General features: G+C 61.8%; 26 protein-coding genes and 1 pseudogene. 9 read left to right on the forward strand and 18 right to left on the reverse strand.

The features are described from left to right. Positions 1-127 precede the first annotated feature (127 nt). A complete protein-coding gene (locus NKI20_RS09000) occupies positions 128-535 on the reverse strand; it encodes a tautomerase family protein (protein WP_023761624.1) in 408 nt (135 codons plus the stop codon). Between the two features lie 114 nt (positions 536-649). Between NKI20_RS09000 and NKI20_RS09005 the strand changes: the two genes are divergently transcribed. Continuing rightward, a complete protein-coding gene (locus tag NKI20_RS09005) occupies positions 650-1,507 on the forward strand; it encodes a LysR substrate-binding domain-containing protein (RefSeq protein WP_023761623.1) in 858 nt (285 codons plus the stop codon). 138 nt (positions 1,508-1,645) lie between these two features. Here NKI20_RS09005 and NKI20_RS09010 read toward each other — a convergent pair. Next, positions 1,646-1,841 (reverse strand): annotated as a pseudogene (locus NKI20_RS09010) (DMT family transporter); the annotation flags it as partial. A gap of 99 nt (positions 1,842-1,940) precedes the next feature. Beyond that, on the reverse strand, positions 1,941-3,458 hold the full coding sequence (locus NKI20_RS09015; protein WP_352829957.1) for a S10 family peptidase: 1,518 nt from the start codon (positions 3,456-3,458) through the stop codon (positions 1,941-1,943). A gap of 238 nt (positions 3,459-3,696) precedes the next feature. On the opposite strand from NKI20_RS09015, the gene NKI20_RS09020 reads away from it, so the two are divergent. Next, positions 3,697-3,825, forward strand: coding sequence for a hypothetical protein (locus NKI20_RS09020; protein ID WP_023761621.1), 129 nt, complete (start codon positions 3,697-3,699; stop codon positions 3,823-3,825). 48 nt (positions 3,826-3,873) lie between these two features. After that, on the forward strand, positions 3,874-4,380 hold the full coding sequence (locus NKI20_RS09025) for an OsmC family protein (protein ID WP_023761620.1): 507 nt from the start codon (positions 3,874-3,876) through the stop codon (positions 4,378-4,380). A 3-nt stretch (positions 4,381-4,383) separates the two neighbouring features. Here NKI20_RS09025 and NKI20_RS09030 read toward each other — a convergent pair whose 3' ends face one another. The 12 genes from NKI20_RS09030 to rpsF form a co-directional block, all read right to left on the reverse strand. Then, positions 4,384-4,602, reverse strand: coding sequence for a hypothetical protein (locus NKI20_RS09030; RefSeq protein ID WP_023761619.1), 219 nt, complete (start codon positions 4,600-4,602; stop codon positions 4,384-4,386). 167 nt (positions 4,603-4,769) lie between these two features. Beyond that, on the reverse strand, positions 4,770-5,516 hold the full coding sequence (locus NKI20_RS09035) for an SDR family NAD(P)-dependent oxidoreductase (RefSeq protein ID WP_352829959.1): 747 nt from the start codon (positions 5,514-5,516) through the stop codon (positions 4,770-4,772). 350 nt (positions 5,517-5,866) lie between these two features. Further along, a complete protein-coding gene (gene purF, locus NKI20_RS09040; protein ID WP_023761617.1) occupies positions 5,867-7,336 on the reverse strand; it encodes an amidophosphoribosyltransferase in 1,470 nt (489 codons plus the stop codon). Between the two features lie 105 nt (positions 7,337-7,441). Further along, positions 7,442-8,113 (reverse strand): CvpA family protein, encoded by a 672-nt coding sequence (locus NKI20_RS09045; protein ID WP_023761616.1) that lies wholly within the window; start codon positions 8,111-8,113, stop codon positions 7,442-7,444. An 84-nt stretch (positions 8,114-8,197) separates the two neighbouring features. After that, positions 8,198-9,601, reverse strand: a complete 1,404-nt coding sequence (gene radA / locus NKI20_RS09050; RefSeq protein ID WP_352599148.1) for a DNA repair protein RadA — start codon at positions 9,599-9,601, stop codon at positions 8,198-8,200. Between the two features lie 198 nt (positions 9,602-9,799). After that, positions 9,800-11,290: a replicative DNA helicase gene (locus NKI20_RS09055; RefSeq protein ID WP_023761614.1), complete on the reverse strand. Its 1,491-nt coding sequence runs from the start codon at positions 11,288-11,290 to the stop codon at positions 9,800-9,802. Positions 11,291-11,509: 219 nt separating this feature from the next. After that, positions 11,510-12,487 carry a small ribosomal subunit Rsm22 family protein gene (locus tag NKI20_RS09060; protein WP_352829962.1) on the reverse strand — a complete coding sequence of 326 codons (978 nt, stop codon included), beginning with the start codon at positions 12,485-12,487 and terminating at the stop codon, positions 11,510-11,512. A 1-nt stretch (position 12,488) separates the two neighbouring features. Beyond that, the gene (locus tag NKI20_RS09065; RefSeq protein ID WP_352599144.1) at positions 12,489-12,812 is read right to left on the reverse strand and encodes a YnfA family protein; all 324 of its coding nucleotides are present in this window, start codon (positions 12,810-12,812) and stop codon (positions 12,489-12,491) included. A gap of 68 nt (positions 12,813-12,880) precedes the next feature. Next, a complete protein-coding gene (locus NKI20_RS09070) occupies positions 12,881-14,185 on the reverse strand; it encodes a cyclopropane fatty acid synthase (RefSeq protein WP_352729808.1) in 1,305 nt (434 codons plus the stop codon). 297 nt (positions 14,186-14,482) lie between these two features. Continuing rightward, positions 14,483-15,067 (reverse strand): 50S ribosomal protein L9, encoded by a 585-nt coding sequence (rplI, locus tag NKI20_RS09075; protein WP_031260841.1) that lies wholly within the window; start codon positions 15,065-15,067, stop codon positions 14,483-14,485. A 292-nt stretch (positions 15,068-15,359) separates the two neighbouring features. After that, positions 15,360-15,608 carry a 30S ribosomal protein S18 gene (gene rpsR / locus NKI20_RS09080; protein WP_006203718.1) on the reverse strand — a complete coding sequence of 83 codons (249 nt, stop codon included), beginning with the start codon at positions 15,606-15,608 and terminating at the stop codon, positions 15,360-15,362. Beyond that, the gene (gene rpsF / locus NKI20_RS09085) at positions 15,608-16,108 is read right to left on the reverse strand and encodes a 30S ribosomal protein S6 (protein WP_023761609.1); all 501 of its coding nucleotides are present in this window, start codon (positions 16,106-16,108) and stop codon (positions 15,608-15,610) included. The genes rpsR and rpsF overlap by 1 nt, the downstream gene beginning before the upstream one ends. A 445-nt stretch (positions 16,109-16,553) precedes the next feature. Here rpsF and NKI20_RS09090 point away from each other — a divergent pair, with 445 nt between their 5' ends. Then, the gene (locus NKI20_RS09090; protein WP_352829965.1) at positions 16,554-18,200 is read left to right on the forward strand and encodes a pilus assembly protein TadG-related protein; all 1,647 of its coding nucleotides are present in this window, start codon (positions 16,554-16,556) and stop codon (positions 18,198-18,200) included. 36 nt (positions 18,201-18,236) lie between these two features. On the opposite strand, the gene NKI20_RS09095 is transcribed toward NKI20_RS09090, so the two are convergent. After that, on the reverse strand, positions 18,237-20,165 hold the full coding sequence (locus tag NKI20_RS09095) for an LTA synthase family protein (protein WP_352829967.1): 1,929 nt from the start codon (positions 20,163-20,165) through the stop codon (positions 18,237-18,239). Positions 20,166-20,442: 277 nt separating this feature from the next. Here NKI20_RS09095 and fabD point away from each other — a divergent pair, with 277 nt between their 5' ends. The 4 genes from fabD to fabG all read left to right on the forward strand — a co-directional run bounded on the left by fabD (position 20,443) and on the right by fabG (position 22,718). After that, on the forward strand, positions 20,443-21,396 hold the full coding sequence (gene fabD, locus NKI20_RS09100; RefSeq protein ID WP_352829969.1) for an ACP S-malonyltransferase: 954 nt from the start codon (positions 20,443-20,445) through the stop codon (positions 21,394-21,396). 72 nt (positions 21,397-21,468) lie between these two features. After that, on the forward strand, positions 21,469-21,690 hold the full coding sequence (gene relB, locus NKI20_RS09105; RefSeq protein WP_031260840.1) for a type II toxin-antitoxin system RelB family antitoxin: 222 nt from the start codon (positions 21,469-21,471) through the stop codon (positions 21,688-21,690). Next, positions 21,674-21,940: a type II toxin-antitoxin system RelE family toxin gene (locus NKI20_RS09110; protein ID WP_352829970.1), complete on the forward strand. Its 267-nt coding sequence runs from the start codon at positions 21,674-21,676 to the stop codon at positions 21,938-21,940. Before relB ends, NKI20_RS09110 begins: the two co-directional genes overlap by 17 nt. Positions 21,941-21,980: 40 nt before the next feature. Next, on the forward strand, positions 21,981-22,718 hold the full coding sequence (gene fabG / locus NKI20_RS09115) for a 3-oxoacyl-[acyl-carrier-protein] reductase (protein WP_352829971.1): 738 nt from the start codon (positions 21,981-21,983) through the stop codon (positions 22,716-22,718). 59 nt (positions 22,719-22,777) lie between these two features. Here fabG and NKI20_RS09120 read toward each other — a convergent pair whose 3' ends face one another. Both NKI20_RS09120 and NKI20_RS09125 read right to left on the reverse strand, forming a co-directional pair. After that, positions 22,778-24,751 (reverse strand): putative bifunctional diguanylate cyclase/phosphodiesterase, encoded by a 1,974-nt coding sequence (locus NKI20_RS09120; RefSeq protein ID WP_352830100.1) that lies wholly within the window; start codon positions 24,749-24,751, stop codon positions 22,778-22,780. 16 nt (positions 24,752-24,767) lie between these two features. Further along, positions 24,768-25,298 carry a putative pterin-binding protein gene (locus NKI20_RS09125; RefSeq protein WP_352829973.1) on the reverse strand — a complete coding sequence of 177 codons (531 nt, stop codon included), beginning with the start codon at positions 25,296-25,298 and terminating at the stop codon, positions 24,768-24,770. Between the two features lie 401 nt (positions 25,299-25,699). Here NKI20_RS09125 and NKI20_RS09130 point away from each other — a divergent pair, with 401 nt between their 5' ends. After that, positions 25,700-25,936, forward strand: a complete 237-nt coding sequence (locus tag NKI20_RS09130) for an acyl carrier protein (protein ID WP_023761599.1) — start codon at positions 25,700-25,702, stop codon at positions 25,934-25,936. The last annotated feature ends 14 nt before the right edge of the window (positions 25,937-25,950 follow it).

Consider the following 25,950-nt stretch of genomic DNA (forward strand, 5'->3'; position numbering starts at 1 on the left):
AGCTTGCGTCCATCGCCGGTCTCCTTCCCGGCCAACAGAATCCCGCTTGGTTACCAGAGCGTTAACGATTCATGATTCCGCCCTGGGGCAAGCTTACCTTCTCGCCCCGCGCGAAAATGGTCTGTATTCACGCCGCCTTCAACCGTCCGCTGATGAAACGGAATTCCTGCGTCTTGCCGCCATAGCCATAGGCCGCCGCCGGCACTTCGTGCACGAAGGCATAACTTTCCTCATGCACGCCGCCCAACAGGCGGCCGAAGGCCGCAAAGATCGCTTTGAGATAGGCCTCCAGCTCGAGCTTGGTGTTGGTGCCGTCAACCACCTTGATATCAAGCCAGAACGTATGGGTGCCGTCCTCGGCCAGCGACTTGCCGCCGGCGAACCAGTGCTGCGGATCGATGTAGGATATGGCAACCGCGGTGATCGTCGGATCCTTGCGCAGCTGCGTGGCGGTGATTTCGGTGACTTCTTTTGCGATGCGAGTGGAAAGAGCCGCGTCAGGCCTGCCGGTGACGCTGATGTTGATGATGGGCATTTCTCTTCTCCTTGGTTCGAGCGGCGTCTGATCGCCGCTGGACGGGACTATGTCACCCCTATTCAGTCAAGAAAATCGAATTGTTTTTGACTGAAAGTTCGATATTATCAAATTATGGAAACGCTTGATCCCGATCTGCTCAGAACCTTCCTAGCGTTCGTCGACAGCGGCTCACTGGCCCAGGCGGCTTCAAATGTCGGCCGTTCGCCCTCGGCGGTTACCGCCCAGATGCAGCGGCTGGAGGAAATCGTCGGCGAGCCGCTACTGGCGCCGCAAGGGCGGGGCCGCGGCCTGACGCCGGCGGGTGAGGACCTCGTCGGCCATGCCAGGCGTATCCTTGCCGCCCATCGGGAGGCATGGCTGGCGATGAAGGGGGCACGCGCTGCCGGGCGCGTCGCCATCGGCACGACACAGGATTTCGCCGATAGCGGCCTGCCGGACCTGCTGCGTGCCTTCGCCGTCAGTCACCCGCGCGTCAGGATCGAACTGCGTGTCGGCCGCTCCGCCGAACTGGCGCAGGCGCTACAGTCCGGCGGACTCGATCTGGCGATCGTCATGCGCCAGGCGGCAGTGCCGGACGAAGTCGGCGTTCTGCGTGAGCCGATGATATGGCTGTGCTCGCAAAAAGGCTTGGCCTCGCGGCAGGAGGAACTGCCGCTGGCGCTGCTCGATCCGTATTGCGGCTTTCGCGAAGCGGCACTTGCCGCGCTCGATGCGGCCGGCCGCCGCTACCGCATTGCTGCCGGAAGTGCCAGTCTGGCCGGCTTGCGCACGGCGGTGAACGCCGGCGTCGCGTTGACGCTGCGAACGGCCCGCTTTGCCCATTCCGGCATTGTCGAGACGCCGCGCGAGCTTGGCCTGCCACAGGTTCCGACGGCTGAATTCGCGATCAGGCTGCGCGCCGGCAACGATGGTCCGGCGGGCGATCTGGCGACACTGCTCAGTCGCAACCTTGCCTCGTCGACCGGCTGAACGGCAAAGAAAAAGCCGACCTTGCGGTCGGCTGAGAGTAGGACGGGCCGAGGGGTTTGGGGGGACTTGGGGATGGCCCGTCGCACCAACAATGCCTGACCCGGATAATGGTTCCACGACTGTGTAACTTTTTTTAAGAATATTTGACGTCATGCGTTGCGAGCGGGCCATCAGCCAATCCCGCCCAGCATGGCAAACACAGCGCACAACACCATAGCGCCGCCTATCATGCTGGCGACTGGTGCAATCCGCCCAGGAACAGAAAGGCAAACCGGACCGCGAACCGCACTTCGGCCGAGCAGAGCAATCCGGATTCGGCCGCCGGGATCGGCCTCCGCCACAGGATCGGCTGCGTGCGCCATACGGGCGAAAGTCGATGCAACGCCAACCGTGCTGAGGCAGCGTTCCATGGCGAGCTGAGCTGTCACAAAGCTTATTGCGTTACCTGATAGAGCTCCGAGGCGGCTTCTTTCAGGGCGCGCCGACCATCGGATCTGAAATACATCATGTGCCCGCCCTCGACGACATCGAGATGGATCGGCTTGGCATTGGCGAGCGACGAGATCTGGTTCACCAGGTAACGCGAGGCGAGGTAAGGCGTGACCAGGTCGGTGTAGCCGTTGACGATCACGACGCCGAGCGAAGGGTTCAGCGAGCGTGCTTTTTGCAGATCATTCATCACCCCGGCATAGCCTTGCCGTGAGGCGCTGGTCCCGTAATCCCAATTGTGGCTGATTTCGCCATTCAGCAGCCGATAGCTGACATCGGTGCGGAAATTCAACTCGTTGCTGATATAGCCGACGAAAGCCGACGTTAACGCCGGGACGCTCCGGTCGAGCACGGGATCCGGGCCGGCGATGCGGGCGCTCTCGGGCGCGATGTCCGCCGTGCCGATCATGGCGTCGTATGGGCTGAGCACTTTGCCGCTGGCACGGGCGAACTCCCTTGCGAACAGGCCGGTCGGTATGCGGGCGGAGTTCCGCTGCACGAGGTCGAGCGGCAGGCCGGTAATGTCAGCCACGCGTTGGCTCGCCAGCCGCCTGCCTTGCTCCAGTCCGCTGGTGAGCGCCGTGAGGTAATCTCCCAGCGCATATTGTTCGACTTCCGCCAGCTTCTCTCGCAACGCATCGCCGCTGACGCCTTCGGCGCGCAGGCGCACCGCCGCCAGCGAAGGCAGTTCGAGTGCCCAATGCAGCGGCTCGAATTCGTCGGGCTGCACCAACGTGAACTCCAGCGCCGGGGAGATCAGCACGATGCCGTTCGGACTAATGCCGATATCTTCCTGCAATGTCCTGGCAAGCAGCGCCGCCCGGAACCCGCCATAGCTTTCGCCGGCGAGGAACAGCGGCGATCCGGTGCGGCCGTTCTGCGCCAAGTAGAGCCGGATGAAGGCGCCGACCGAACTGGCATCCTGGTTGACGCCCCAGAAGTCGTGCGTGTCCTGGCCCGGTGCCTCGCGGCTGTATCCTGTCCCGACCGGATCGACGAAGACGAGATCGGTCATGTCGAGCCAGCTGTCCGGATTATCGATGAGTCTTTGCGGCGGGGGCAGGAATTCGCCTTCGGCTCCCGTTGCGATAATACGCGGACCGAGTGCTCCGATATGCAGATAGGCGGACGCTGCTCCGGGGCCGCCATTGAACACGAAGGTTATCGGCCGCTGCGGGTCTTTGGCCGCCTTTGCCGGTGGCTCCAGCGTGTAAGCGACATAGAAGATCTCCGCCGTGACATCACCCTTGCCCGAAAGCAGCGACAAGGTGGCGGCCTTTGCCTGATAATCCAGCTTGCGCCCGGCGAGGGTGATCGAGTGCCTGGTGATCTGCGGCGGCGGCAGCAGGGACAGCACGCCGCCCGAGGGTGCCGGCCGCTCCGCCGTTTCAGCCAGGGCGGGCTGCGCCAGGGCGGCAAGCACCGGGAGGATAAGGAAGATCAGTTTCAGCTTGACCGGCATGATGGCTCCGCGAGAACAACTCCCGCATAGGTATGGCCTAGATGATCGAAGTCAAAGGAAATGGCTGTGTGGTTGAACAACTGACGCTGCCGTGTTCCTTCTCCCTTCGTCCTGCCGGACTCTCTTGGGAAAAGGGGACTGGCAGCTTCGCCGGCCACGGCCTGGCTGCGTTGGTGGTAGGCGAAAGCCGGCGTGACGTGGCTGCCATTCGAGAGCGGCGGGTTTGGCGGCCGCGGCAATGGCCGCGACGCCCGAAGAATTGTCGGCTCGCTTCTCGGCGGCGACGAGCGGGCTGCTTGGCTCCGACCGCGTCTTGGCGGCTGGCTTGTATGCAGTGGCGATGAACAACATTGCCTTCCCGTGGTGATCGGCGCAAATCTCGACTGTACGAGACAGTCGACGAAAGGGAGAAAGCATGGATGCGACCGAACTGAAGGCCATGCAGGCGCCGCTGAAGCAGGCCTATCGCGACGACGCTTCGCAGGCCCTGATCACGCTTCGCGCCAAGGGCTCGATCGACGACCAGTCGGTCGCCTGCAAGGTGGAGACGGGCAGGGCGCTCGCCATCGCCGGGCTGCATCCGGCAACAGGTGGCTCGGGGCTTGAGCTCTGCTCGGGCGACATGTTGCTGGAAGCGCTGGTGGCCTGCGCCGGGGTGACGCTGAAGGCGGTGGCGACGGCGCTTGAGTTCAAGATCGGCGCCGCCACGGTGGAAGCAGAAGGCGACCTCGATTTTCGCGGCACGCTCGGTGTGGCAAAAGATGCCCCGGTCGGCTTTCGCGCCATTCGGCTCAATTTCAACCTCGACACCGATGAGCCGCAGGAGCGGGTAGACTCACTGCTGAAGCTGACCGAGCGCTATTGCGTGGTGTTCCAGACCATCAACCAGAAGCCGGAACTGACGGTTTCAGCTCGGCGCTGACGCTTACTGCGCTGACGGTTCTTCCGCATCGCCCTCGTCGGTGAAGGGCGAGGCGCTCGGCACGCATTGCACCGACCAGCCGGCCGGTGTCGGCTGCTTCTGATACTCAGCGATGGCGGCGGTGCATTGTTCGCGCTTGTCGAAGGTGCTGGGCAGGACGACCATGCCGCCCTGCGGGCCGGCGATTACCAGATACCAGACCAACGCTGCGGTCGTTGCCATTGGGATTTCCTCGTTCTGCCAGTTGGGCGCTTGTTGTGGGAGTCGCTGTGATCCTACCAACTCCACGGAAGTGACGAAAGCATGGCCGCGGCGCAGCCTCTAGCCGTCACATCACAGCCGCGTGATGAGGCGGCGGGTTTGTCACGCTACCGCCCGCGCGAGTGCGACTATTCCGGCTGCCGATAGGCGACGAAGCGGTTGTGCTTGGCCTGGAAGATCAGCCCGGTCTCCTTCAAGTCGGGGCTCGCCAGCGGTACGATGAGCTTGGCGATCTCCGAGGGGTGCGGCAGCGTCGCCGGATCCTCGCCGGGCACCGCCTGCGCCCGCATGGCGGTCCGGGTGGCGCCGGGGTCGGCTGCATTGACGCGCAGCGGCAGGCTCTGCGTCTCATGCGCCCAGGAACGCATCATCGTCTCGACCGCCGCCTTGGACGCTGCGTAGGGCGCCCAGAACGCGCGGGCCGAGTGCGCGGCATTGGATGACAGGATGATCGCTCGCCCGGCGTCGGAAAGCCGCAGCAGCGGGTCGACCGAGCGGATCAGCCGCCATGTCGAGGTGACGTTGATGGTCATCACCTTCTCGAAGGTTCTTGCTTCGACATGACCGATCGGCGAGATGACGCCGAGCACGCCGGCATTGGCGACGAGAATGTCGAGTTTGCCCCAGCGTTCGTGGATGGCGCCGCCCAGCCGGTCGATGCCGGCCATGTCGGCGAGGTCGAGCGGCACCAGCGTCGCCTGGCCACCGGCAGCCTTGATCTGATCGTCAAGCTCTTCCAGGCCGCCGACAGTGCGCGCCACCGCGACGACATGGGCGCCTGCGGCAGCCAATTCCTTGGCGATGAAATAGCCGATGCCACGCGAGGCGCCGGTGACGACCGCAACGCGGCCGGTAAGGTCGAGGGGACGGGTCAACGGGCAACTCCGAGGGCTAGCGTTCTAACTCGGACTTGGCTCTGCCTCGTCAGCCTGCATATTTGGCGAAAGCGGAGGTGGGAGCGCAATCTCCCCCCATGCGGGGGAGATGTCCGGCAGGACAGAGGGGGGTGTGAAGGATCGCCAATTTTCGAAATGATCCGACCCCGAGAGAGAACCCGGCCACGCGCGCGGCTGGAATTGATGGACAGGATGGAGGGACAGCACCCCCCTCTGCCCTGCCGGGCATCTCCCCCGCAAGGGGGGAGATCGGCTGCTTCGAGGAGGCCGCAACAAAGTGATCGCGGCGAAATTTGCAAACCGGCGAAATTCACAGTTGCAGCAAGGCCCTACGTCCCGCTCGTCGCCAGCAGCGACAGCGTGCGCACATTGTCGTGGCCTTCGAAGTCGAGCAGGCGAGTCGGGTACTGGCCGGTGAAGCAGGCGTCGCAGAATTGCGGCTGGTCGTTGTCGCGGCTGGCCTCGCCCACGGCACGGTAAAGCCCGTCGATGGTGAGGAAGCCGAGCGAATCGACGCGGATGAACTCGGCCATTTCTTCAACCGACATGCGCGATGCCAGAAGCTTCGACTTCTCCGGCGTGTCGACGCCGTAGAAGCAGGAGGCGCGCGTCGGCGGCGATGCGATGCGCATATGCACTTCCTTGGCACCGGCGTCGCGCACCATCTGCACGATCTTCTGGCTGGTGGTGCCGCGCACGATGCTGTCGTCGACCAGCACCACGCGCTTGCCCTCGATCATGCGGCGGTTGGCATTGTGCTTCAGCTTGACGCCCATGTGGCGGATCGAATCGCCCGGCTGGATGAAGGTGCGGCCGACATAGTGATTGCGGATGATGCCGAGCTCGAACGGAATGCCGGCCGCCTGCGAAAAGCCGATCGCCGCCGGCGTGCCGGAATCCGGCACCGGCACGACGATGTCGGCCTCGACCGGACTTTCGACCGCCAGCTCGGCGCCGATGCGCTTGCGCACCTCATAGACGTTGCGGCCTTCGACCGACGAATCCGGTCGCGCGAAATAGACATATTCGAAGATGCAGAAGCGGGTCTTCTGCGGCTCGAAGGGGAACAGGCTTTCAATGCCCTTGGACGTGACGACGACCATCTCGCCGGGCTTCAGGTCACGCACGAAACGCGCACCGATAATATCGAGCGCGCAGGTTTCGGAAGCCAGGATCCAGGCGCCGTCGAGATCGCCGAGCACCAGCGGCCGGATGCCGAGCGGATCGCGGCAGCCGATCATCTTCTTGGCCGTCATTGCCACCAGCGAGAAGGCGCCCTCGACCTGCCGCACAGCATCGATGAAACGCGAGTTCAAGTCGCGCTCCTTGCTGGTGGCGACGAGGTGCAAAAGCGTTTCGGTATCGGAGGTGGAGGAAAAGATCGCGCCTTGCTTCTGCAGCGCACGCTGCACGGTCATGGCATTGGTCAAATTGCCGTTGTGAGCGACGGCAAAGCCGCCATCGGCGAGTTCGGCGAAGAAAGGCTGGATGTTGCGCATGCCGGCGCCGCCGGTGGTGGCGTAGCGCGTATGGCCGATGGCGCGGTTGCCTTGCAGGCTGTCGATGACGCGCTGCTTGGTGAAGGTGTCGCCGATCAGGCCGACATGGTGTTCGACGTGGAACTGGCTGCCGTCGTAGGAAACGATGCCGGCCGCTTCCTGGCCGCGATGCTGCAGCGCATGCAGGCCCAATGTGACGATAGCCGCAGCATCCTGCCGGCCGAAAATGCCGAACACGCCGCATTCGTCGTGGAAATGGTCGTCGGCCTCGGCGGAAAGCACGTCGTCTGCGTCTGCCATCTTAAGCTCCGCTAAAATCGCCATATAATGCCGGTTGGCGTCGAAAGCAACGCGCTCCGTGCAGCCGTTCACACCATGGTCAAGTCCCGGCGCCCATTTCGGGCGTCAGTTTGCCGGTGCAGCCGGCGCCGGATTGGCCGGGGCGTTGTCGGCCGGAGGCGTTCCTGTGTCATTGTCGTCAGGCGCCGGCGTGTTCGCATCGTCGCCGCCCGCTGGAGCATCTGCCGCCGGGGCGTCCGGAGCTGCGGGCGTCTCTGCGGCCGGCTGATTCGGGTTGAGCTTCTTCATGATCGCGTTTTCGGGATCCTCAGGCAGCAGGCTCTCGAGCTTGGCGCCGATCTGCTCGAGCAATGGCCGCGACTTGGCCTCCGTGACCCAGGCCGGTGCCTTGGCGCCGGCCAGCCAGTTGAAGAACAGCAGTGCGACGGCAACGACCAGGATGCCGCGCGCGGCGCCGTAAAGGAAGCCGAGCGTGCGGTCGAGCGCGCCGATCCTGGAATCGATGATCCAGTCGGCAAGCTTCATTGTGATGATCGAGACGACCATCAGCGCGATGATGAAGACGACGCCGGCGGATGCCGCCATCGCGATCTTTTCATTCTCGATGTAGGGCGCGAGGTAGGGCAGGACCGGCTTGTAGAAGAAGAACGCCGCCGCTGCCGCTGCCGCCCAGGAGACGACGGACAGGACCTCGCGCGAGAAGCCGCGAACCATGGCGAGCATCGCCGAGACCAGAGTGAAGCCGACGAGAATTCCGTCAAGCAGCGTAATCGGCATGTCTTTCGCCCCACTCCATGAGCCGCATTATAGCGCGGAGCATTGGGTTTCCCAAAGCCGTTTCCCGCTTCTGGGTCCGATGCCCTAATCTTCCTCGTCCACGCGGCTTCGGCGTGAGCCGGCTATGCGTGCCACCAGGTCGGCAAGCTCGGTCGGCTGGAAGGATCCGGCCCCGATCCCCCAAGCCAGCTCGCCGCTGCCCGAGGGCAGAACCGCGCTTCCAAAACCCAGCTTTTCGGCTTCCTTGAGGCGCTGTTGCGCATGCGCAACCGGCCTCACGGCGCCCGAAAGGCTGATTTCGCCGAAATAGACGCAATCGGCGGGAAGGGCAAGACCGGTGAGCGAGGAAACCAGGGCCGCCGCCACCGCCAGATCGGCCGCGGGCTCCGAAATGCGATAGCCGCCGGCGACGTTGAGATAGACATCGTGGCTGCCGAAGCGCACGCCGCAATGGGCTTCGAGAACCGCCAGGATCATCGACAGCCGCGCGCCGTCCCAGCCGACCACGGCACGGCGCGGCGTGCCGAGCGAGGAGGACGCCACCAGCGCCTGGATCTCGACCAGCACTGGCCTTGTCCCCTCCATGCCGGCGAAAACCGCCGCGCCCGGCGATTTGGCATGGCGTTCGCCAAGGAAAAGCTCGGATGGGTTGGCGACCTCGCGCAGGCCCTTGTCCGACATTTCGAAGACGCCGATTTCATCGGTCGGTCCAAAACGGTTTTTCACCGTACGCAGGATGCGATAATGATGGCCGCCTTCGCCTTCGAAGTAGAGCACGGCGTCGACCATATGCTCGACGACGCGCGGCCCGGCGATCTGGCCTTCCTTGGTGACGTGGCCGACAAGCACGATCGCCGCCCCCGTGGACTTCGCATAGCGGATCATCGCCTGGGCGGCGGCGCGCACCTGGGTGACGGTGCCTGGCGCCGAATCGGCGAGGTCGGTCCACAGTGTCTGGATCGAATCGAGGATGACGAGGTCGGGCCGCTTGCCGTCGGCTATCGTGGCGAGGATGTCTTCGACATTGGTCTCGGCGGCAAGCTCCACCGGAGAGGAGGCGACACCAAGCCGTTGCGCCCGCAGCCTGATCTGCGCGACCGCCTCTTCGCCCGAGACATAGACGATGCGGTGACCCTTTGACGCCAGCGCGGCGGCTGCCTGCGTGAGCAGCGTCGATTTGCCGATGCCGGGATCGCCCCCGACCAGCAACGCGGAGCCGCGCACGAAACCACCGCCGGTGGCGCGGTCGAGCTCGCCAATGCCCGAGCTGATGCGCGGCGCGTCCTCGATGTCGCCCGACAGCGTGGTCAGCACCACCGCGCGACCTTTACGGGCGTTGCGCGTGTTGGCCGGGCCCGAGCCGATGCCGCCGGATGTGCCTTCCTCGACCAGCGTGTTCCACTCGCCGCAGGCATCGCATTTGCCGGCCCAGCGCTGATGCACCGATCCGCAACTCTGGCAGATGAATTGTACGCGCGACTTGGCCATCAGAGAGATGCCACGCGGTGACGGGCTGGTGGGGCAGCGCCCCCCTCAAGGGGGGAGATTTGCAGCTTCAGCGCTTGCGCGTACTTTTCAGCGCCAAAAATTGGCGAAAGGGTCGATGACATGCGATCTCCCCCCTGGAGGGGGAGATGTCCGGCAGGACAGAGGGGGGCGCCAGGAAACGAGACCTGTCTCAATAGGTCACTCGAACCTTTCCGGCAGGTGATGCTCCTCGGCAAGGTCGGAGAAGCGGGTGAATTCGCCCTGGAAGGCAAGGCTGACGGTGCCGGTCGGTCCGTGGCGCTGCTTGGCGATGATCACTTCGGCCTTGCCCTGGACTTCGATCATCTTCGTTTCCCAGGCGAGGTGCTCGGGCGTGCCTTTCTCCGGCTCCTTGTTCTTGATGTAATATTCCTCGCGGTACACGAACAGCACCACGTCGGCGTCCTGCTCGATGGAGCCCGATTCGCGCAGGTCCGACAGCTGCGGATGTTTGTCGTCGCGGCTTTCGACCTGGCGCGAAAGCTGTGAGAGCGCGATGATCGGCACGCCAAGCTCCTTGCCGAGCGCCTTCAGCCCGGTGGTGATCTCGGTGATTTCCTGGACGCGGTTCTGCGACGCCTTGGCTGATGAACCCTGCATCAGCTGGATATAGTCGATAACCATCAGATCCAGCCCGCGCTGGCGCTTGAGGCGGCGGGCGCGCGCCGCGAGCTGGGCGATCGAAATACCACCCGTCTGGTCGATGTAGAGCGGGCGCTTGTGGTTCTCTTGCGTGTAGGCGACGAGCTTGCCGAAATCGGCTTCGGTCAGGTCGCCACGCCTGATTTTGGAAGACGGGATCTCGGTCTGCTCGGAGATGATGCGGGTGGCCAGCTGCTCCGACGACATTTCGAGCGAGAAGAAGCCGACGACACCGCCATTGGCCGCCTTGACCGAGCCGTCAGCCTGCTGGGCGGGCTCATAGGCGGCGGCGATGTTGTAGGCGATGTTGGTGGCCAGCGACGTCTTGCCCATGCCCGGGCGGCCGGCGATGATGATCAAATCCGACGGCTGCAGGCCGCCCATGCGATGGTCGAGATCGCGCAGGCCGGTGGCGATGCCGGACAGGTGGCCATCGCGCATATAAGCCGCGCTGGCCATGTCGACGGCGTTCTTCAAGGCATCGGAAAAGCTTTCGAAACCGCCATCGTAGCGGCCGTTTTCGGCCAGCTCGAACAGCCGCCGCTCGGCATCCTCGATCTGCTCGGTCGGCGCCATGTCGACCGGCGCGTCATAGGCGATATTGACCATGTCCTCGCCGACGGTGATCAGCGCGCGGCGCGTGGCAAGGTCATAGATGGCCCGGCCATAGTCCGTAGCGTTGACGACGGTGACTGCCTCGACCGCCAGCCGCACGACATATTGCGCCATCGTCATATCGCCGACCTTCTCGTCGGCCGGCAGGAACGTCTTTAGCGTTATCGGCGTCGCGACCTTGCCCATGCGGATGAATTCGGACGCCACCTCATAGATCTTGCGGTGCAGCGGCTCGTAAAAGTGGCTGGCCTTGAGGAAGTCCGAGACCCGGTAGAAGGCGTCGTTGTTGACGAGAATGGCGCCGAGCAGCGCCTGCTCGGCCTCGATGTTGTTTGGCGCTTCCCGATAAAGTGGTGTTTCCGCGACGCCGAATTTTCGCGCTGCCTCTGCCATGATGTCCCCGATTTTAATCCCGACCTTCGATATCAGAACGAGATGAGTCGATGCTGACCTTTCTGCATCACTGCGCGACCAAAGAGCCTCGATGCCCGTTGTTCACAGGAACGACCAATCGTCCACAGGAGAGTATGCCCGTGCCCCGATTCCGTTTGACTCGACAGGGCACTGATTCGTATCTGACTCGTCAGAACAAAGCAAGAACAGTTACGCTGGTCATATTGGGGTTTTGTTCAGCCTGTCACCCCAACCCAGCCGCCGGGCGAGCTTGAAGTCGGCGCCGTCACGCTTGGTGAACAAGCGCTCGGCGGCAGTGCCGTCTTCCCTGCAAAGCTTGAGCAGAACCTTGCCGGAGCCGGATTTCGGCGGCGCAAGAACTCGTGCCTGGCACGAGGTGGGCGCGTCGCGGGAAGCCGCGACATAGATGAACTTCTCGTCTTCCCAAGGCACGTCGGCGTCCTTGGCCAGCCGGTGCAGGCGCGAGCGGGCGACGCGGCGGGAGAAATGGCACCAGTCGGGCTGGGCAAGCGGGCAGGGCGCCTGATGCGGGCAAGGCGCAAGCACATGCGCGCCCGCCTCGATCAACTGTCGGCGCACGGCAAGGATGCGTTGCCATCCGCCAGGAGTGCCCGGCTCGACGATCAGCAGCGTGTCGCCGGTGACCTGCCAGAGCCGGTCGATGAGCTTCGGCAGGGATGCCGGAACGATTTCATCCAGCACATAGGCGCACGTCACCAGATCGGCTGGCTCGATGCCGGCAAGATCGATGGTGACGTCGCCGGCCAGCCAACTGGTCCGGGCGGCAATCGCGTCGCCGGCCAGCACCTCGCCCACCTTGCGCACCGCCGCGCTCGCTTCCAGCAGCACCGCTTGTTCGAGATCTGGCCACTGGTCGGTCGTGGCCCAAAGCACCGTACCAGGGCCGGCGCCGACGTCGAGCAGGCTCCTGGGTTGAAAGTCGGGCTTGGCATCGCTCAGCGCGTCGAGGCTGGCGCGGATCGCGGCATAGGTCGCCGGCAGCCGCGTCGCCAGATAGGCCTTGACCGCCAGATCCTCGGCCATGTGCATGCGGCCGTCGCGCAACTCGGCACGGTAGCGGTCCGACAGCGTTTTTGCCGCTTGCTTCAGCGTCGCCAGCGGAACATTTTCGAGCACGCGCTCTACACCTTGGCGAAGCGGCGCCGGCAGTTCCATCTCACGCGCCCCGCGGGGCGAGAAGGATCACCGAGGCGCCGGCAATGCAGAGCGCCGCTCCGGCAAAATCCCAGCGGTCGGGTCGCACGCCTTCCACCAGCCACAACCAGCCAAGCGACGCCGCAATGTAGATGCCGCCATAGGCGGCGTAAGCGCGGCCGGCGGCATTCGTGTCGACCAGCGCCAGCAGGAAGCCGAACAGCGCGAGCGAGGCCAAACCGGGGAGCAGCCAAAGCGGCGACTTTTCCAATCGCCACCAGGCCCAGAACGAAAAGCAGCCGGCGATCTCGGCCAGAGCGGCGGCGGCATAGAGGACGTAGGTCATGAAAAAGGTCTCGAGACGATCACGGGACCTTTTTCAGTGCAGGCGCCGACAATGGCAAGCGGCAATGCTTATTCCGGATCCGCGACCTTGCGGCGGCGAACTGGCTTGGCAGCAGGGCTCTTTTTGACCGGTGCCGTTTCGCGATGCCCCATATCGCGCATCTCAAGCGTCTTTTCGCACTTGGCGATGTAATCGCGTGTCATCGGAAGCGTGTCGTTCTTCTTGGTGATCTGGATCTGAAAGATGACCAGATCCTGCCAGCGGAAGGCGGCCTCCGACGCTGCCAGGTAGAATTCCCACATACGGCAGAAGCGTTCGTCATAAATTGCCTTGGCCTTGTCGCGATTGGCGGCGAAGCGCTGGCCCCAGTGCTTCAGCGTGTCGGCATAGTGCAGCCGCAGGATTTCGACGTCGGTGACGACCAGGCCCGACTTCTCGATCGCCGGCATGACCTCCGAAAGCGCGGGGATGTAGCCGCCCGGGAAGATGTATTTGCGGATGAAGGCGCTGGTCGCCCACGGCACGCCGGAGCGGCCGATCGTATGCAACAGCATGACGCCATCCGGCTTGAGCAGCGTCGCGCTCTTGTCGAAGAAGGTGCGGTAATGGTTGACGCCGACATGTTCGAACATGCCGACCGAGACGATGCGGTCGAAACGCTCGTTGAGCTCGCGGTAGTCCTTGAGCTCGAAATGCACGCGGCTTTCCAGCCCTTGCGCGTGTGCCCGGTCGGTGGCGACGCCATGCTGTTCGGTCGACAATGTCACGCCCTGCACGTCGACGTCGAACGCCTTGGCGAGGTAGAGGCCGAGCCCGCCCCAACCGGAGCCGATGTCGAGCACCGTCTGGCCGGATTTCAGCCTGAGCTTGGCGGCGATATGGCGTTTCTTGGCAGCCTGCGCTTCATCGAGCGTCATGTCCGGTTGCTCGAAATAGGCGCAGGAATACTGCATGTCGTCGTCGAGGAAGAGCCGGTAGAGATCGCCTGACAGATCGTAGTGGCGCTGGACGTTGCGGCGCGAGCGCGAAGCGGTGTTGATCTGCTGCAGGCGGCGGAACGCGTGGCGCAGGCCTTCTATGGCTTTCGACCAGGTGGCGTCGATACCGCCGGTGCCCATATTCTGGAAGGCGATGCGCATCACGCCCAACACGCCACCTTCGAGAATGTCGAGTTCGCCGTCCATGTAGGATTCCGGAACCGCCAGCATCGGATCGAAGGTGATGGCGCGCTCGGCATGCGTGGTCTTGATGTGCATGTGCACCGGTTCGCCGCTGCCGTCGCCGAAAACCACCGTCGCGCCCTTGGGGCCGGTCACCTTAAGGTTGCCGGTGCGCACCAGGCGGTCGAGAACGCGCTTCAACAGAATATTCATGACCAAATGTCCCCTCTCGGCCAGACAGGCTGTCTTGGCGCGTAACCGCGAGAATCGGAATCGATTTTCCGCGGAGCCTTGCGCCGAGCCAAAGTTCACAACGTCATTTACGCGACCAAAGGACGCGCGACGCTATAGTCTGCAACAATATATAGGGGTTCGAAAAGTTCCATTGGCACAAAAAAGCCCGGGCGCGAGGCCCGGGCGTTGGTCCAGTATGGCTGGATGCCGACAAAGTGATCGGAGCAAAGCTCCAATCGTGATCGGAGCAAAGCTCCAATCCTCTGCGGCGTATGGTCAGGCGTTGTCTTCGCCACCCTCGAATTCGGTGTTCGGGTCGAAGAAGTTTTCCGGCCGGGCATTGTCGTTGATGTCGTCGCCATAGATGGCTTCGGCGGTGGTCAGTGTCTCGCCCTTGGCCTGGCGTTCGGCTTCGTCGGCCGTGCGGGCGATGTTGAGCGTGATCGTGACTTCGACTTCCGGATGCAACGCGATCGCCACATTGGTGAGACCGATGGTCTTGATCGGCTGATTGAGCAGGATCTGGTTGCGGTTGACCGAGAAACCTTCCGCCGTGAGCAGGTCGGCAATGTCGCGGGTCGAAACGGAACCGTAAAGCTGTCCGGTTTCACCGGCGGAGCGAACGGCGATGAAGCTCTTGCCGTCCAGCTTTTCGGCAACCTGGCTGGCTTCCGACTTGCGCTCGAGGTTGCGGGCTTCGAGCTGGGCGCGCTGGCCTTCGAACTTCTTCTTGTTGGCTTCGTTGGCGCGTAGCGCCTTGCCCTGCGGCAGCAGGAAGTTACGGGCAAAGCCGTCCTTTACCTTGACGGTATCGCCCATTTGGCCGAGGCGGGAAACGCGTTCGAGAAGAATGACTTCCATGGTTTTGTTCCTTCGGTTGGGCGCCACTCGATCGGTGAGGTCGACGCCGAATGTCATTGGAACAGGTCAGGAAGCTTGAACGCCTGGGGCGCTGGTGTCGCTGTCCTGCCTGTCGCGGCAGTTAGAGGTTTTTGACCTCAACCCGGGATTTGTTGTTCAACCCTGCGGCGCCCGTCGCCGTGGGAGAAGAGCGGGCGGCAAGCCGCCCGCATGCTAGATAATAAGCCCGAAAACTGGATCCCGGTTTTCTCGGACAAACGGAAACCGTTTGTCCAGAGATCATGGTCAGGTTTTAGCGAACCACGTAGGGCAGCAGGCCGAGGAAGCGGGCGCGCTTGATCGCCTTGGCGAGTTCGCGCTGCTTCTTCTGGCTGACGGCGGTGATGCGCGACGGCACGATCTTGCCGCGCTCGGAAATGTAGCGCTGCAGGAGACGCACGTCCTTGTAGTCGATCTTGGGCGCGTTGGCGCCGGAGAACGGGCAGGTCTTGCGGCGGCGATGGAACGGGCGCCGGGTCGGGATCTGGTTGATGTCGACCATTATTCTGCACCCCCTTCAAAGCCTTCGCGCGGACGGCGCGGACCACGATCGGCACCGGCGTCGCCGAACGAGCGCGGCGGACGATCGCCACGATCGCCGCGATCACGGTCGCCGAACGAGCGCGGACCACGATCGCCACGGTCGCGATCGCCGAAGCCGCCGCGTTCCGAGCGCTCTTCGCGCTTCTGCATCATGGCCGACGGGCCTTCCTCATGCGCCTCGACCTTGATGGTCAGGAAACGCAGCACGTCTTCGGACAGACCCATCTGGCGCTCCATCTCGTTGAGCGCGGCCGGCGGGCAATTCAGGTCCATCAGCGTGTAGTAAGCCTTCCGGTTCTTGTTGACCCGGTAGGTGAGGGACTTCAGTCCCCAGTTCTCGACCCGGCCGACGGACCCGCCATTCGCGGAGATGACACCCTTGTACTGTTCGACAAGCGCATCGACCTGCTGCTGCGAGAGGTCCTGCCGGGCAAGAAACACATGTTCGTAAAGAGCCATTATGTCTTATGCCTTTCTTCGTTTCTCTCCCGGTTCCCGGCGGCAAAAGCCTCTGCAACTTCTCTGACCCGCAAAATCGGGGAAGAAAGGAGCATGTCGAGACGGTCGAGAGCGGAGACACGGGAGGCGGAAGCACTTCTGGCATCACACGGAGGTTTTCGAAAAACCTCCGGCCCTCCGTTCAGCCCCCAGCAAGGACCGGCAGATTGCGGGCGTCTATATAGCAATCCGCCTGCAAAGCAAGGGCAGACGACGTTCTATGAGTCGCGCGAGGCCAAAATCAAGCAGCAACCGTGGCCGGAGTTTGTGGTTTTCCGCAACTTCGCCTTAACCACAAAGTCACGTGATGGGAGATGAAATCTCGCCGTAAACGGTCGATTCATCATCGAAGGGGCAAAAACCGGACAAGCCGCGACAAAAAGCGGCAGGCATTTCGGGGGTAAGAATGATTCTCAAAAAGTTCTGGCGCTCGAAGAGCGCCAATTTTTCGCTTGTAATGGGTCTGGGCCTGCCGGTCATCCTGACAGCCGTCGGTTTCGCAACCGATGTCTCCACCCTCATGCGGGCCAAGAGCGATCTTCAGAATGCCCTCGATGGGGCAAACCTTGCCTCTTCGCATCTTGGCGATCTCGACGTCACCCGCAATGACGCCTTCAACCGTTATTTCCAGGCCAATATCGTCGGGCACGGCGAACTCGGAAATGCGCAGGCGACGTTGAGCGTCGACAAGGGCATCAATTTCATCAAGACAAAGGCGGTTGCCACGGCGGACGTCAATCTGAACTTTGCCTTCCTGTTCGGCAACAGCAAGCACATCGCGGTCGATGCTGCCGCCGTCGAATCAAACAACCAGCTGGAAGTCGTGCTGGTGCTGGACAACACTGGCTCGATGGCCGGCGCGCGCATGACGGCGCTGAGGACGGCGACCAAATCGTTGCTCGATACGCTCGAATCGACAAAATCGCCGACGCGCCAGGTCCGCGCGTCGCTGGTTCCATTTGTTACAGCCGTCAACGTCGACGGTGACGAATTCGACCCGTCCTGGATCGATATGGACGGCAAGTCGTCTACCAACGGCGCCAACTTTCCGACCATCGACGGGAAGCGTCCCAATCACATGGCGCTCTTCAAACAGCTCAAGGAGACTGGATGGACGGAGCCCGGATGGAACGGTACCGGATGGAAAGGTTGCGTCGAGGCGCGACCGGGCACCTTCAATATTTCCGACACGCCGCCCGATCCGAACAAGCCCGACACGCTGTTCGTTCCGTATTTTGCGCCGGACGATCCGGAAGACGCCCAGATGCCGTCTAGCTCCTACGGCAATTCGGCTAGATACTACAACAATTCCTATCTCGACGACGTCAGCGACAAGGTCATGCTCGCCAAGAAGAAGACCAACCTTCTCGGCATCGATCTCAGTGATCTCGTCAGCGATGTGTCGACGCCCGGCAAGTCCGACAAGGAAAAGATCGCCAAATATGTTGCCCCCGCCAAGGAACTCATCACTGAGACTGGGTCGCGCATCACCGTTGGTCCCAACCGCTCTTGCCCCACACCGGTCGTCCCTCTCACCAACGATTTTGACAAGCTTCGCAAGGCGGCAAGCGAGATGACCGAGTGGAACGGCTCGGGTACCAATGTTTCCGAAGGCTTGTCATGGGGCATGCGGGTGCTGTCGCCTGGCGCGCCCTATACCGGTGGCGCGCCATGGAAGACGCCTGGCATCAGCAAGATCGTACTATTGCTCACCGATGGCGAGAACGTTGTCTATGGCGCCAGCGAACAGCCGACAAAATCAGACTACACACCCTATGGCTATCTGGCGGGTGGTCGTTTCGGATCGGACAACCAGACGACCGCTGCGCGCAATGTCGACGGCTGGACCAAAAGCGTTTGTACGCAATTGAAGAGCGAGGGCGTGCAGATCTACACAATGGTGCTGCAATCCGACACCGCCGCCAACCGCACGCTTTACAGCGCCTGCGCTTCGAACCCGAGCGACTATTATGCCGTGAACGATCCGACCAAGCTGCCGAATGTGTTCCTGCAGATCGCCAACAAGTTCACGAAGCTGCAATTGACGAACTGAGCGCCCGGCCGAACCGGTCCGGAAGGTCAAATCTGTTCAACTCGTATGGGCGACAACCTTGTCGACCGTTTCGGGGAAGAAGTCGGGCGCCGCATTGCGTTTGCCGAACATCATATCGTACTGCAAAAGGCGGAAATCGCGGATCGCCGGGTCGATCTCTTTCTGCCGCGCCCAATCGGGCGTGGCCTCGCCAGCCGGCGTCAGCAACAGGTTGCGGTCGACGACGCGGTAGCGTTCGCTCATCTGACCCAGGAAGCCGGTGTAGTAGGGATGAGTGATGCCGGCCGTCTTCAGGATATGATAGGGCAGGAAGGCTGGGCTGACGGCACCTATGTCTTGAGCCGACCCGGTGCGATTCGACCAGATGACCAGCGGCGTCTCGTGATGTTCGAGGGCGGCCTCGGGCGACGCTTCCTTGCGCGGTGCGACATTGTCCTTGAGGAACCCGGTTTCGACGTAGACCGGCCCCAGCGGCGGCAGATGGTCGCCGAAGAAGGCGATCACGGTCGGGCGGGAGCGCTTCTTCGCCCATTCGACGAGGCGTTCAAGACCACGATCGGCGTCGGCTGAGCCCTCGGCGTAGCTAAGCAGCGATTCGCGCGCCCATTGGCTGATCGGCGCCTGCACCGTATGCGTCGGATTGTAGTAGCGGTTCGGCTCATAGGGGCCGTGGTTTTGCAGGCTGACGGCAAAGAAGAACACCGGCTCGTCGCTGGCGTCCGCCTCGCTGATGATCTCGTCGGTCATCGCTGCGTCCGATGCCAGCGGCCCGCGCTTTTGCATTGGCGGCAGCGTCTCTTCCGACTTGAAGTCGTTGAAACCGAAATCAGCATAGACCGCGCCACGGTTCCAGAACCAGTTCGTGCCGGGGTGGATGGCGCGCGCCCGGTAACCCTGGCTCTTGAGGAAAGTTGCCAGCGAAGGCGTCGGCGTGCGCACGTACTGCTGATAGGGGATGCTTCCGGCAGGCAGGAACGCATTCGAGAAGCCGGTCAACGCCTCGAACTCGATGTTGGCGGTCATGCCGCCGAATTCCGGCGAGAACATAGAGCCCGAGCGCAGTGCCCGTACGTTGGGGATCGGATCTGGCTTGATGCTGACTCCGGGCAGCTTGGTCGGATCCCAGAAGGATTCGCTCATGACGATGATGATGTCGGGCTTCTCTGCCGGTACCGAGGCGCTTACGTCGGGCCTGCCGATCGCGGCAATTGCCTTGTCGGAATAGCCCGGTGGCGCCGAGACATGCGCCATCGGCACGTTGAGGGCAAAGGCCAGCGCAAAACCGTTGGAGGCATAGTTCTCCTTCTGGTCCCACATGATCGGTATGATCTGCAGCCGATCCCTGGTCCAGGAGAAGGTGGCGTAATCCATGATCGAAACGAAGAAGGCGAGCAGCGGCACTGCCAGCGTCAGCCGGGCGAGGCGCCCCTTGCGGCTGAGCGCCGGTACCTTGCGGCGCCACAGCCGCCAGCCGTAGACGAGCAGCGATAGGCCGGCGACGATGCCGACGACCATGGCGAGCGCGGTCATCGGCCGATCGCGCACCAGCAGCGGCAACAGCGCGAAGATCTGACGGGCATAGAGGAAATCGGTCGGATAGAGCGGATCGCCGAGATAGTGAGATTTCTGGTGACCGACGAAAGCAAGGGAAAGCGTCAGCGGCGCGACAATCATCAGGCTCTGGTGGCTGCGCCCAAGCACCGCATCGAGGCCAACCAGGATCAGCGCAAACACGACAATGGTGGTCCAGCCCGGCTTGAGCGGCTGCAGGAAGAAGGAGACCGTGCCGGCAAAGTCGCCGCGCACGATCAGTTCGATGGCAAACACCAGGATGGCAGCGATGGCCAGGCTGACCAGACCATAGCGCACGACCGGCCATCTCCTGCCCGGCAGGTAGCCGGTGGAGGGGTCGTCTTCCAGGAACTGTGGCGCGGCCTTACCGGCGCGTTTTGAACTCTTTGCCACTTTTGATTTCCCCACCCAGCGACAACACGTCACTCGATTGTCATGGATTTGTCACGCAATGCTAGCGCCTGTAAGCAAAATAAGAAGAGCCAGCAAACGAATCGTGAGCGGTTTTCATCAGGTGTGATCGCCCAAAAAGCTTTTCGGAACAGGCACTCGGCGGGTGACACTGCCGTCAGGAAGGGTTGAAGTGGCTTGACTTGGCAGCCTGCCTTGCGTCACAGGCAAGCAAAACTCGTCTACCAGGCAAGCAAAACCAACCCTTGGGAGCCCTCGCATGGCCGTTGCATTCACCTTTCCTGGACAAGGCAGCCAAGCTGTCGGCATGGGCAAGGATCTCGCCGACGCCTTTCCGGAGGCGGGCAGGATTTTCCAGGAGGTCGATGACGCGCTCGGCGAAAACCTGTCGAAGCTGATCTGGGAAGGACCGGAAGAGACGTTGACGCTGACCGCCAATGCGCAACCGGCGCTGATGGCGGTGTCGCTGGCCGCGATCCGGGCGCTGGAAGCGCGTGGTTTGTCGCTGAAAGGCAAAGTCGCCTATGTCGCGGGCCATTCGCTGGGCGAATATTCGGCGCTCGCGGCGGCAGGCTTCGTTTCGGTTGCCGATGCCGCCCGGCTCCTGCGCATCCGTGGCAACGCGATGCAGGCGGCGGTGCCGGCCGGCGAGGGCGCTATGGCGGCGATCATCGGACTGGAGCAGGCCGATGTCGAAGCTGCCTGCGCCGAGGCCGCCCAAGCGTCCGGGAAGGGCTCTGTCTGCCAGGTGGCGAACGACAATGGTGGTGGCCAGTTGGTCATTTCCGGTGCAAGAGCCGCAGTGGAACTGGCGGCAAAACTGTGCACTGAAAAGGGAGCCAAGCGCGCGCTGATGCTGCAGGTGTCTGCGCCCTTCCACTCGGCGCTGATGACGCCCGCGGCCGAGATCATGCGCGAGGCGCTGGCCAGCGTGACGAAGGCCGCGCCGGTGGTGCCCATCGTCTCCAATGTCACCGTCACCCCGACCAACGACCCCGACGAGATCGCGCGGCGTCTGGTCGAGCAGGTGGTCTCCCGCGTGCGCTGGCGCGAGACGGTGGAATGGCTTGGGGCAAACGGAGTCACCACGCTTTATGAGATCGGCGCCGGAAAGGTGCTTTCAGGATTGGCGCGGCGCATCAACCGCGACATCGCCGCCGCGTCGGTCGGCTCCGCGGCCGAGGTCGAGGCAGTGCTAGCCGCGTTGAGTTGACCTACGCACACCAGGCTTGAAATCCTGACGTCATGACGATACATGAATACATGTATTCACATGGAGAGTGGTATGCCGACCTCGATCCGACTTGCTCCCGAAATCGAAGAACGCTTGGATTTCCTCGCGACCAAGACCGGCCGGAGCAAAGCTTACTATCTACGTGAGCTTATCGAACGCGGTCTTGAGGACATTGAGGACTATTATCTCGCGGCGGAGGTCCTGGAACGGATCAGACGCGGTGACGAGGATGTCATGAAGCCAGAGGACTTCTGGCGTGGCCTGGACGCTTGAATATGCCCGCTCGGCGCGCAAATTCGTCGAAAAGCTGGATCCGCAAACACGCACCCGAATTCGCGACTTCATCGAGAACCGTATCGCCGCTCTCGACAATCCACGGGAGGCTGGCAAACCGCTGAAGGGTCCGCTTGCGACCTTTTGGAGGTATCGGGTTGGGGATTATCGAATTATCTGTGATGTGCAGGACAGCCGGCTCGTAATTCTGGTGGTGACGATAGGCCATCGCGGCGACGTTTACAGATAGCCAATTCACGGGCTGTCCGATTTCAGAAGAGGATTGAGACATGTTCGAATTGACCGGCCGCAAGGCGCTCGTTACCGGTGCGTCCGGGGGCATCGGCGAGGCCATCGCTAGGGTGCTGCATGCGCAAGGCGCGATCGTCGGCCTGCATGGCACCCGCGTCGAGAAACTCGAAGCGCTGGCTGCCGAGCTTGGCGACCGGGTCAAGCTGTTCCCAGCCAATTTGTCGAACCGTGACGAGGTCAAGGCGCTCGGCCAGAAGGCCGAGGCCGATCTCGAAGGCGTCGACATCCTCGTCAACAACGCCGGCATCACCAAGGACGGGCTATTCGTGCGCATGTCGGATGCCGACTGGGATACCGTGCTCGAGGTCAATCTGACCGCAGTGTTCAGGCTGACCCGCGAGCTCACCCATCCGATGATGCGCCGCCGCCACGGGCGCATCATCAACATCACCTCGGTCGTCGGCGTCACCGGCAATCCCGGCCAGACCAACTACTGCGCCTCCAAGGCCGGCATGATCGGCTTTTCCAAATCACTGGCGCAGGAGATCGCCACCCGCAACATCACCGTCAACTGCGTCGCCCCGGGCTTCATCGAATCGGCGATGACCGGCAAGCTCAACGACAAGCAGAAAGAGGCGATCATGGCGGCGATCCCGACGCGCCGCATGGGCACCAGCGTTGAAGTCGCGTCCGCCGTCGCCTATCTCGCCTCCAACGAAGCCGCCTACGTCACGGGCCAGACCATCCATGTAAACGGTGGCATGGCGATGATCTGACCGGACTGTGGCACTTCCCCGCGCATCCGCTTTGTTCGGGATGAGGCTTCGAACAATGACTAGGCGGAGAGGCTCAGCTTGAATTTTCCTGCGCTTCTCGTCCTGCCGCGCCGGGCAATCATATGATTTGTCAGCACGGTTTCTTCGATGGGCTTCGACATGAAGAACCCTTGAGCGCGGTGGCATTGTTCAGCGATCAGAAAATCTAGCTGCGCTTCGTTTTCCACCCCCTCGGCCACGACTGTCAGGCTGAGCGAATTGGCCAGCGCTATGATCCCTCGCACCACATTCTGCTTTTTCGGGGACGACGCCAAATCGCTCAAGAACGACCGGTCGATCTTCAACTGATCCAGGTTGAAATCGGCGAGATAGCCGAAACTCGCATAGCCGGAGCCAAAATCGTCGAGGGCCAAACTGACTCCGATGTTTCGAATTTCGGTCAGGATATGCAAGGCGCTTCGGCTGTTCTGGACAAACACCCCTTCAGTGATTTCCAGCTGCAGACGTGACGCCGGCAGTCCCGTTTGTCGCAACACTTCAACCAGGTGGGTGAAGTAGACGTCGTTCTGAAGACTCTTGCCTGAAACATTTGCCGAGCAGACAAAGTCCTCCGGGCAAATGGGCAGCCACTGCGCTGCCTGCCGGCAAGCCTTGCTCAAGACCAATTTGTCTAGTTCCAAAATCAGGTCGCTTCGTTCGGCTGTTGGAATAAACGATATTGGCGGCCGAATCGCCCCTGAGATCGGGTCGCGCCAGCGGACCAGGGCCTCGGCACCGGTCATGCGGCCGGTTGCCAACTCGAATTGCGGTTGCCAGACCAGGAAAAATTCGTCGCAATTAAGCGCTCGCTTGATTGCGGCCTCTTCACCAAGTTGCACATCGATTTGGCTGAGGATTGCAGGAGAAAATGTAACCAGATCAGCTCGCCCCTGGGCTTTTGCGGCGTAGAGAGCGCTGTCCGCATTGCGCATCAAGGTTGAAATGTCCGCACCATGCTCCGGAAAACTGGCCATGCCGATGCTTGCGCCAACTCGAACTTGATGGCCTTCCAATTCGGCAAACCCATTCAGTTGCTCCCGAAGACGATTGCCGAGAGCTTTTTCGGCCGCATGCGCCACTCCAATCTCGATGATGGCGAACTCGTCTCCACCCAGTCGAACAGCAAATACATCGCCGGGACGTTCGATCAACTGCAGGGTTTCGGCGACGGCTTTCAGCAGGAGATCGCCAACGTGATGGCCGAACGTATCGTTCACATTCTTGAAATGATCGAGGTCGATCAGGTAAAGATGGAGTTGCTTGCCAGCTAGCTTCGCCTGATCCAGCAAATCGTCTCTGTTGGCCGACATCCAGGCACGATTCTTCAGACCAGTAGTCGCGTCACGCCAAGCCAGAAATTCCAGTTTCTTTATGGTCTCGCGGCGGCCGATAAGCAACACTGCCGTTCCGATTGCAAGTAGTGACAAGATCGCCAATGCGACGGCTATCTGATAATTAAATCTATTCAGGCTGATTTCCGAGGCGTAGAGATCGGCGTTTACCTGTTCGCCGAATTTATAATACTCATCATTCATTCGGGCTACGATCTGATCGAGTTCAAGCCCCATTTCCTTCAATCTGTCTGCATCGAGAGGTAGCCCGGCCGCGATCAGCGCATCAATCCGCGTTACTGAGTCGTTGACGCGCGGCACGATCGCCGCATAGGCAGGAATTTCGCGACTCGTTCCACTGCCGTCGACCCGCTCGAAGCGGACATAAACCAGATCATTTGCCGCCAATAGCTGATCGAGGCTTGCTGCGGACGTGGGCGCAGCTTGAGCGAGCGAAACCATATCCCGCAAGTGCGTCACGTCGCGTATGGCGATGTGGAATTCGCGGATGGCGAAAAACCCGAACCGGGGCAGCGAGGACTCTATCTTGCTGATGCTGAGAAACAACACCGTGATCAAGATGCCCGAACAGGCCACTGCCGCAGCTATAGCTGTCCCGTATGTAACCGGAACTCGCCAGCCCGTCTTTCCAAACCTTGCCATCAAGGTCACGCGGGCGCTAGTTGCCGGATTCGATCGCCTTGATCAGCCAGACCCATCGTGGTTTGCGAATCGGTGTATCGAAGCTAGGATAGTCATTGAGGGGGTATACGAGCCGGGTGGGACCCTGGGTGCGTCGGGTCAGTAACTTTCCGTCCTGTCGCGTGGCGAGCAGGAGAGGACCGTCGGTCCAATCCTCTCTCGGAATTATCTGCACATAGTCGTCGACGGCTCGCAGAACAACAGAATCCTTGCCTTCCAATCCAACCAGCTTGAGCACATCGCTGAACAGGACGCCTTCAAACGTAAGCTGGCCGCTTTCGAAAGGGCTTGGGGTGGTGATCCTATAGAGGCCGAGCTTCTCCAACTGCCTCAACGTGATCGGAGTCGATTCACCGTTCATCTGGATATTGAAAGCAACTGTGTCCGGCGGTTCTGGGAGCTTTATGGATTCCAATGCCCGCGCAGGCAGAATGCCAAGTGCGAAAACCGCCAGTATGACTAGGCAGCGCTTGATCGTCAGGCGTCTTTTGTTGAGCAAGGATGACATGCGTCCACTCCTTTTCTTGTTATCGCAAGCCGGCGCCACCGTTGCCGAGGCGCCATTTCTTGGCGGAATCATTAACGCTACCATGGCCGAGTAACTTTTCAGTTAGCGGCCTATCGCCAATGTTGATTTTCGTCTGGGTGGTCGGCATGCCCAGGAAGCCCGTTTTGATATGCGACGGATGGGATGGAGCAGGGTCGCGTCGGAACCCGTTCAAAGTCATCAGAGAAGGCCCATTTCGGCTTGGACCTCAGCCGATTTTCGTGTAATGCGGCCCGCAACCCGGCGGTTCGGGCAAAAACCGGTCCGTAGCCGTTGCGTTTCCGGCAGGACCATCTTTCAGCTTGATTAGCGGCATTCTGCCCGCTAACGAAGACAGACAAACAAAAGACGAGGATGCCCAAATGAGTGACACCGCAGAGCGCGTCAAGAAGATCGTCATCGAGCACCTTGGCGTCGATGCTGACAAAGTGACGGATCAGGCGAGCTTCATCGATGATCTGGGCGCCGACAGCCTTGACACGGTCGAACTCGTCATGGCGTTCGAAGAAGAATTCGGCGTCGAGATTCCCGACGACGCAGCCGAGACCATCCTGACCGTCGGCGATGCGGTGAAATACATCGACAAGGCTTCGGCCTGACACTTTCCGCAGTC

It is taken from the genome of Mesorhizobium sp. M0830 (assembly GCF_040319965.1).
In the GTDB taxonomy this organism is placed as follows: domain Bacteria; phylum Pseudomonadota; class Alphaproteobacteria; order Rhizobiales; family Rhizobiaceae; genus Mesorhizobium.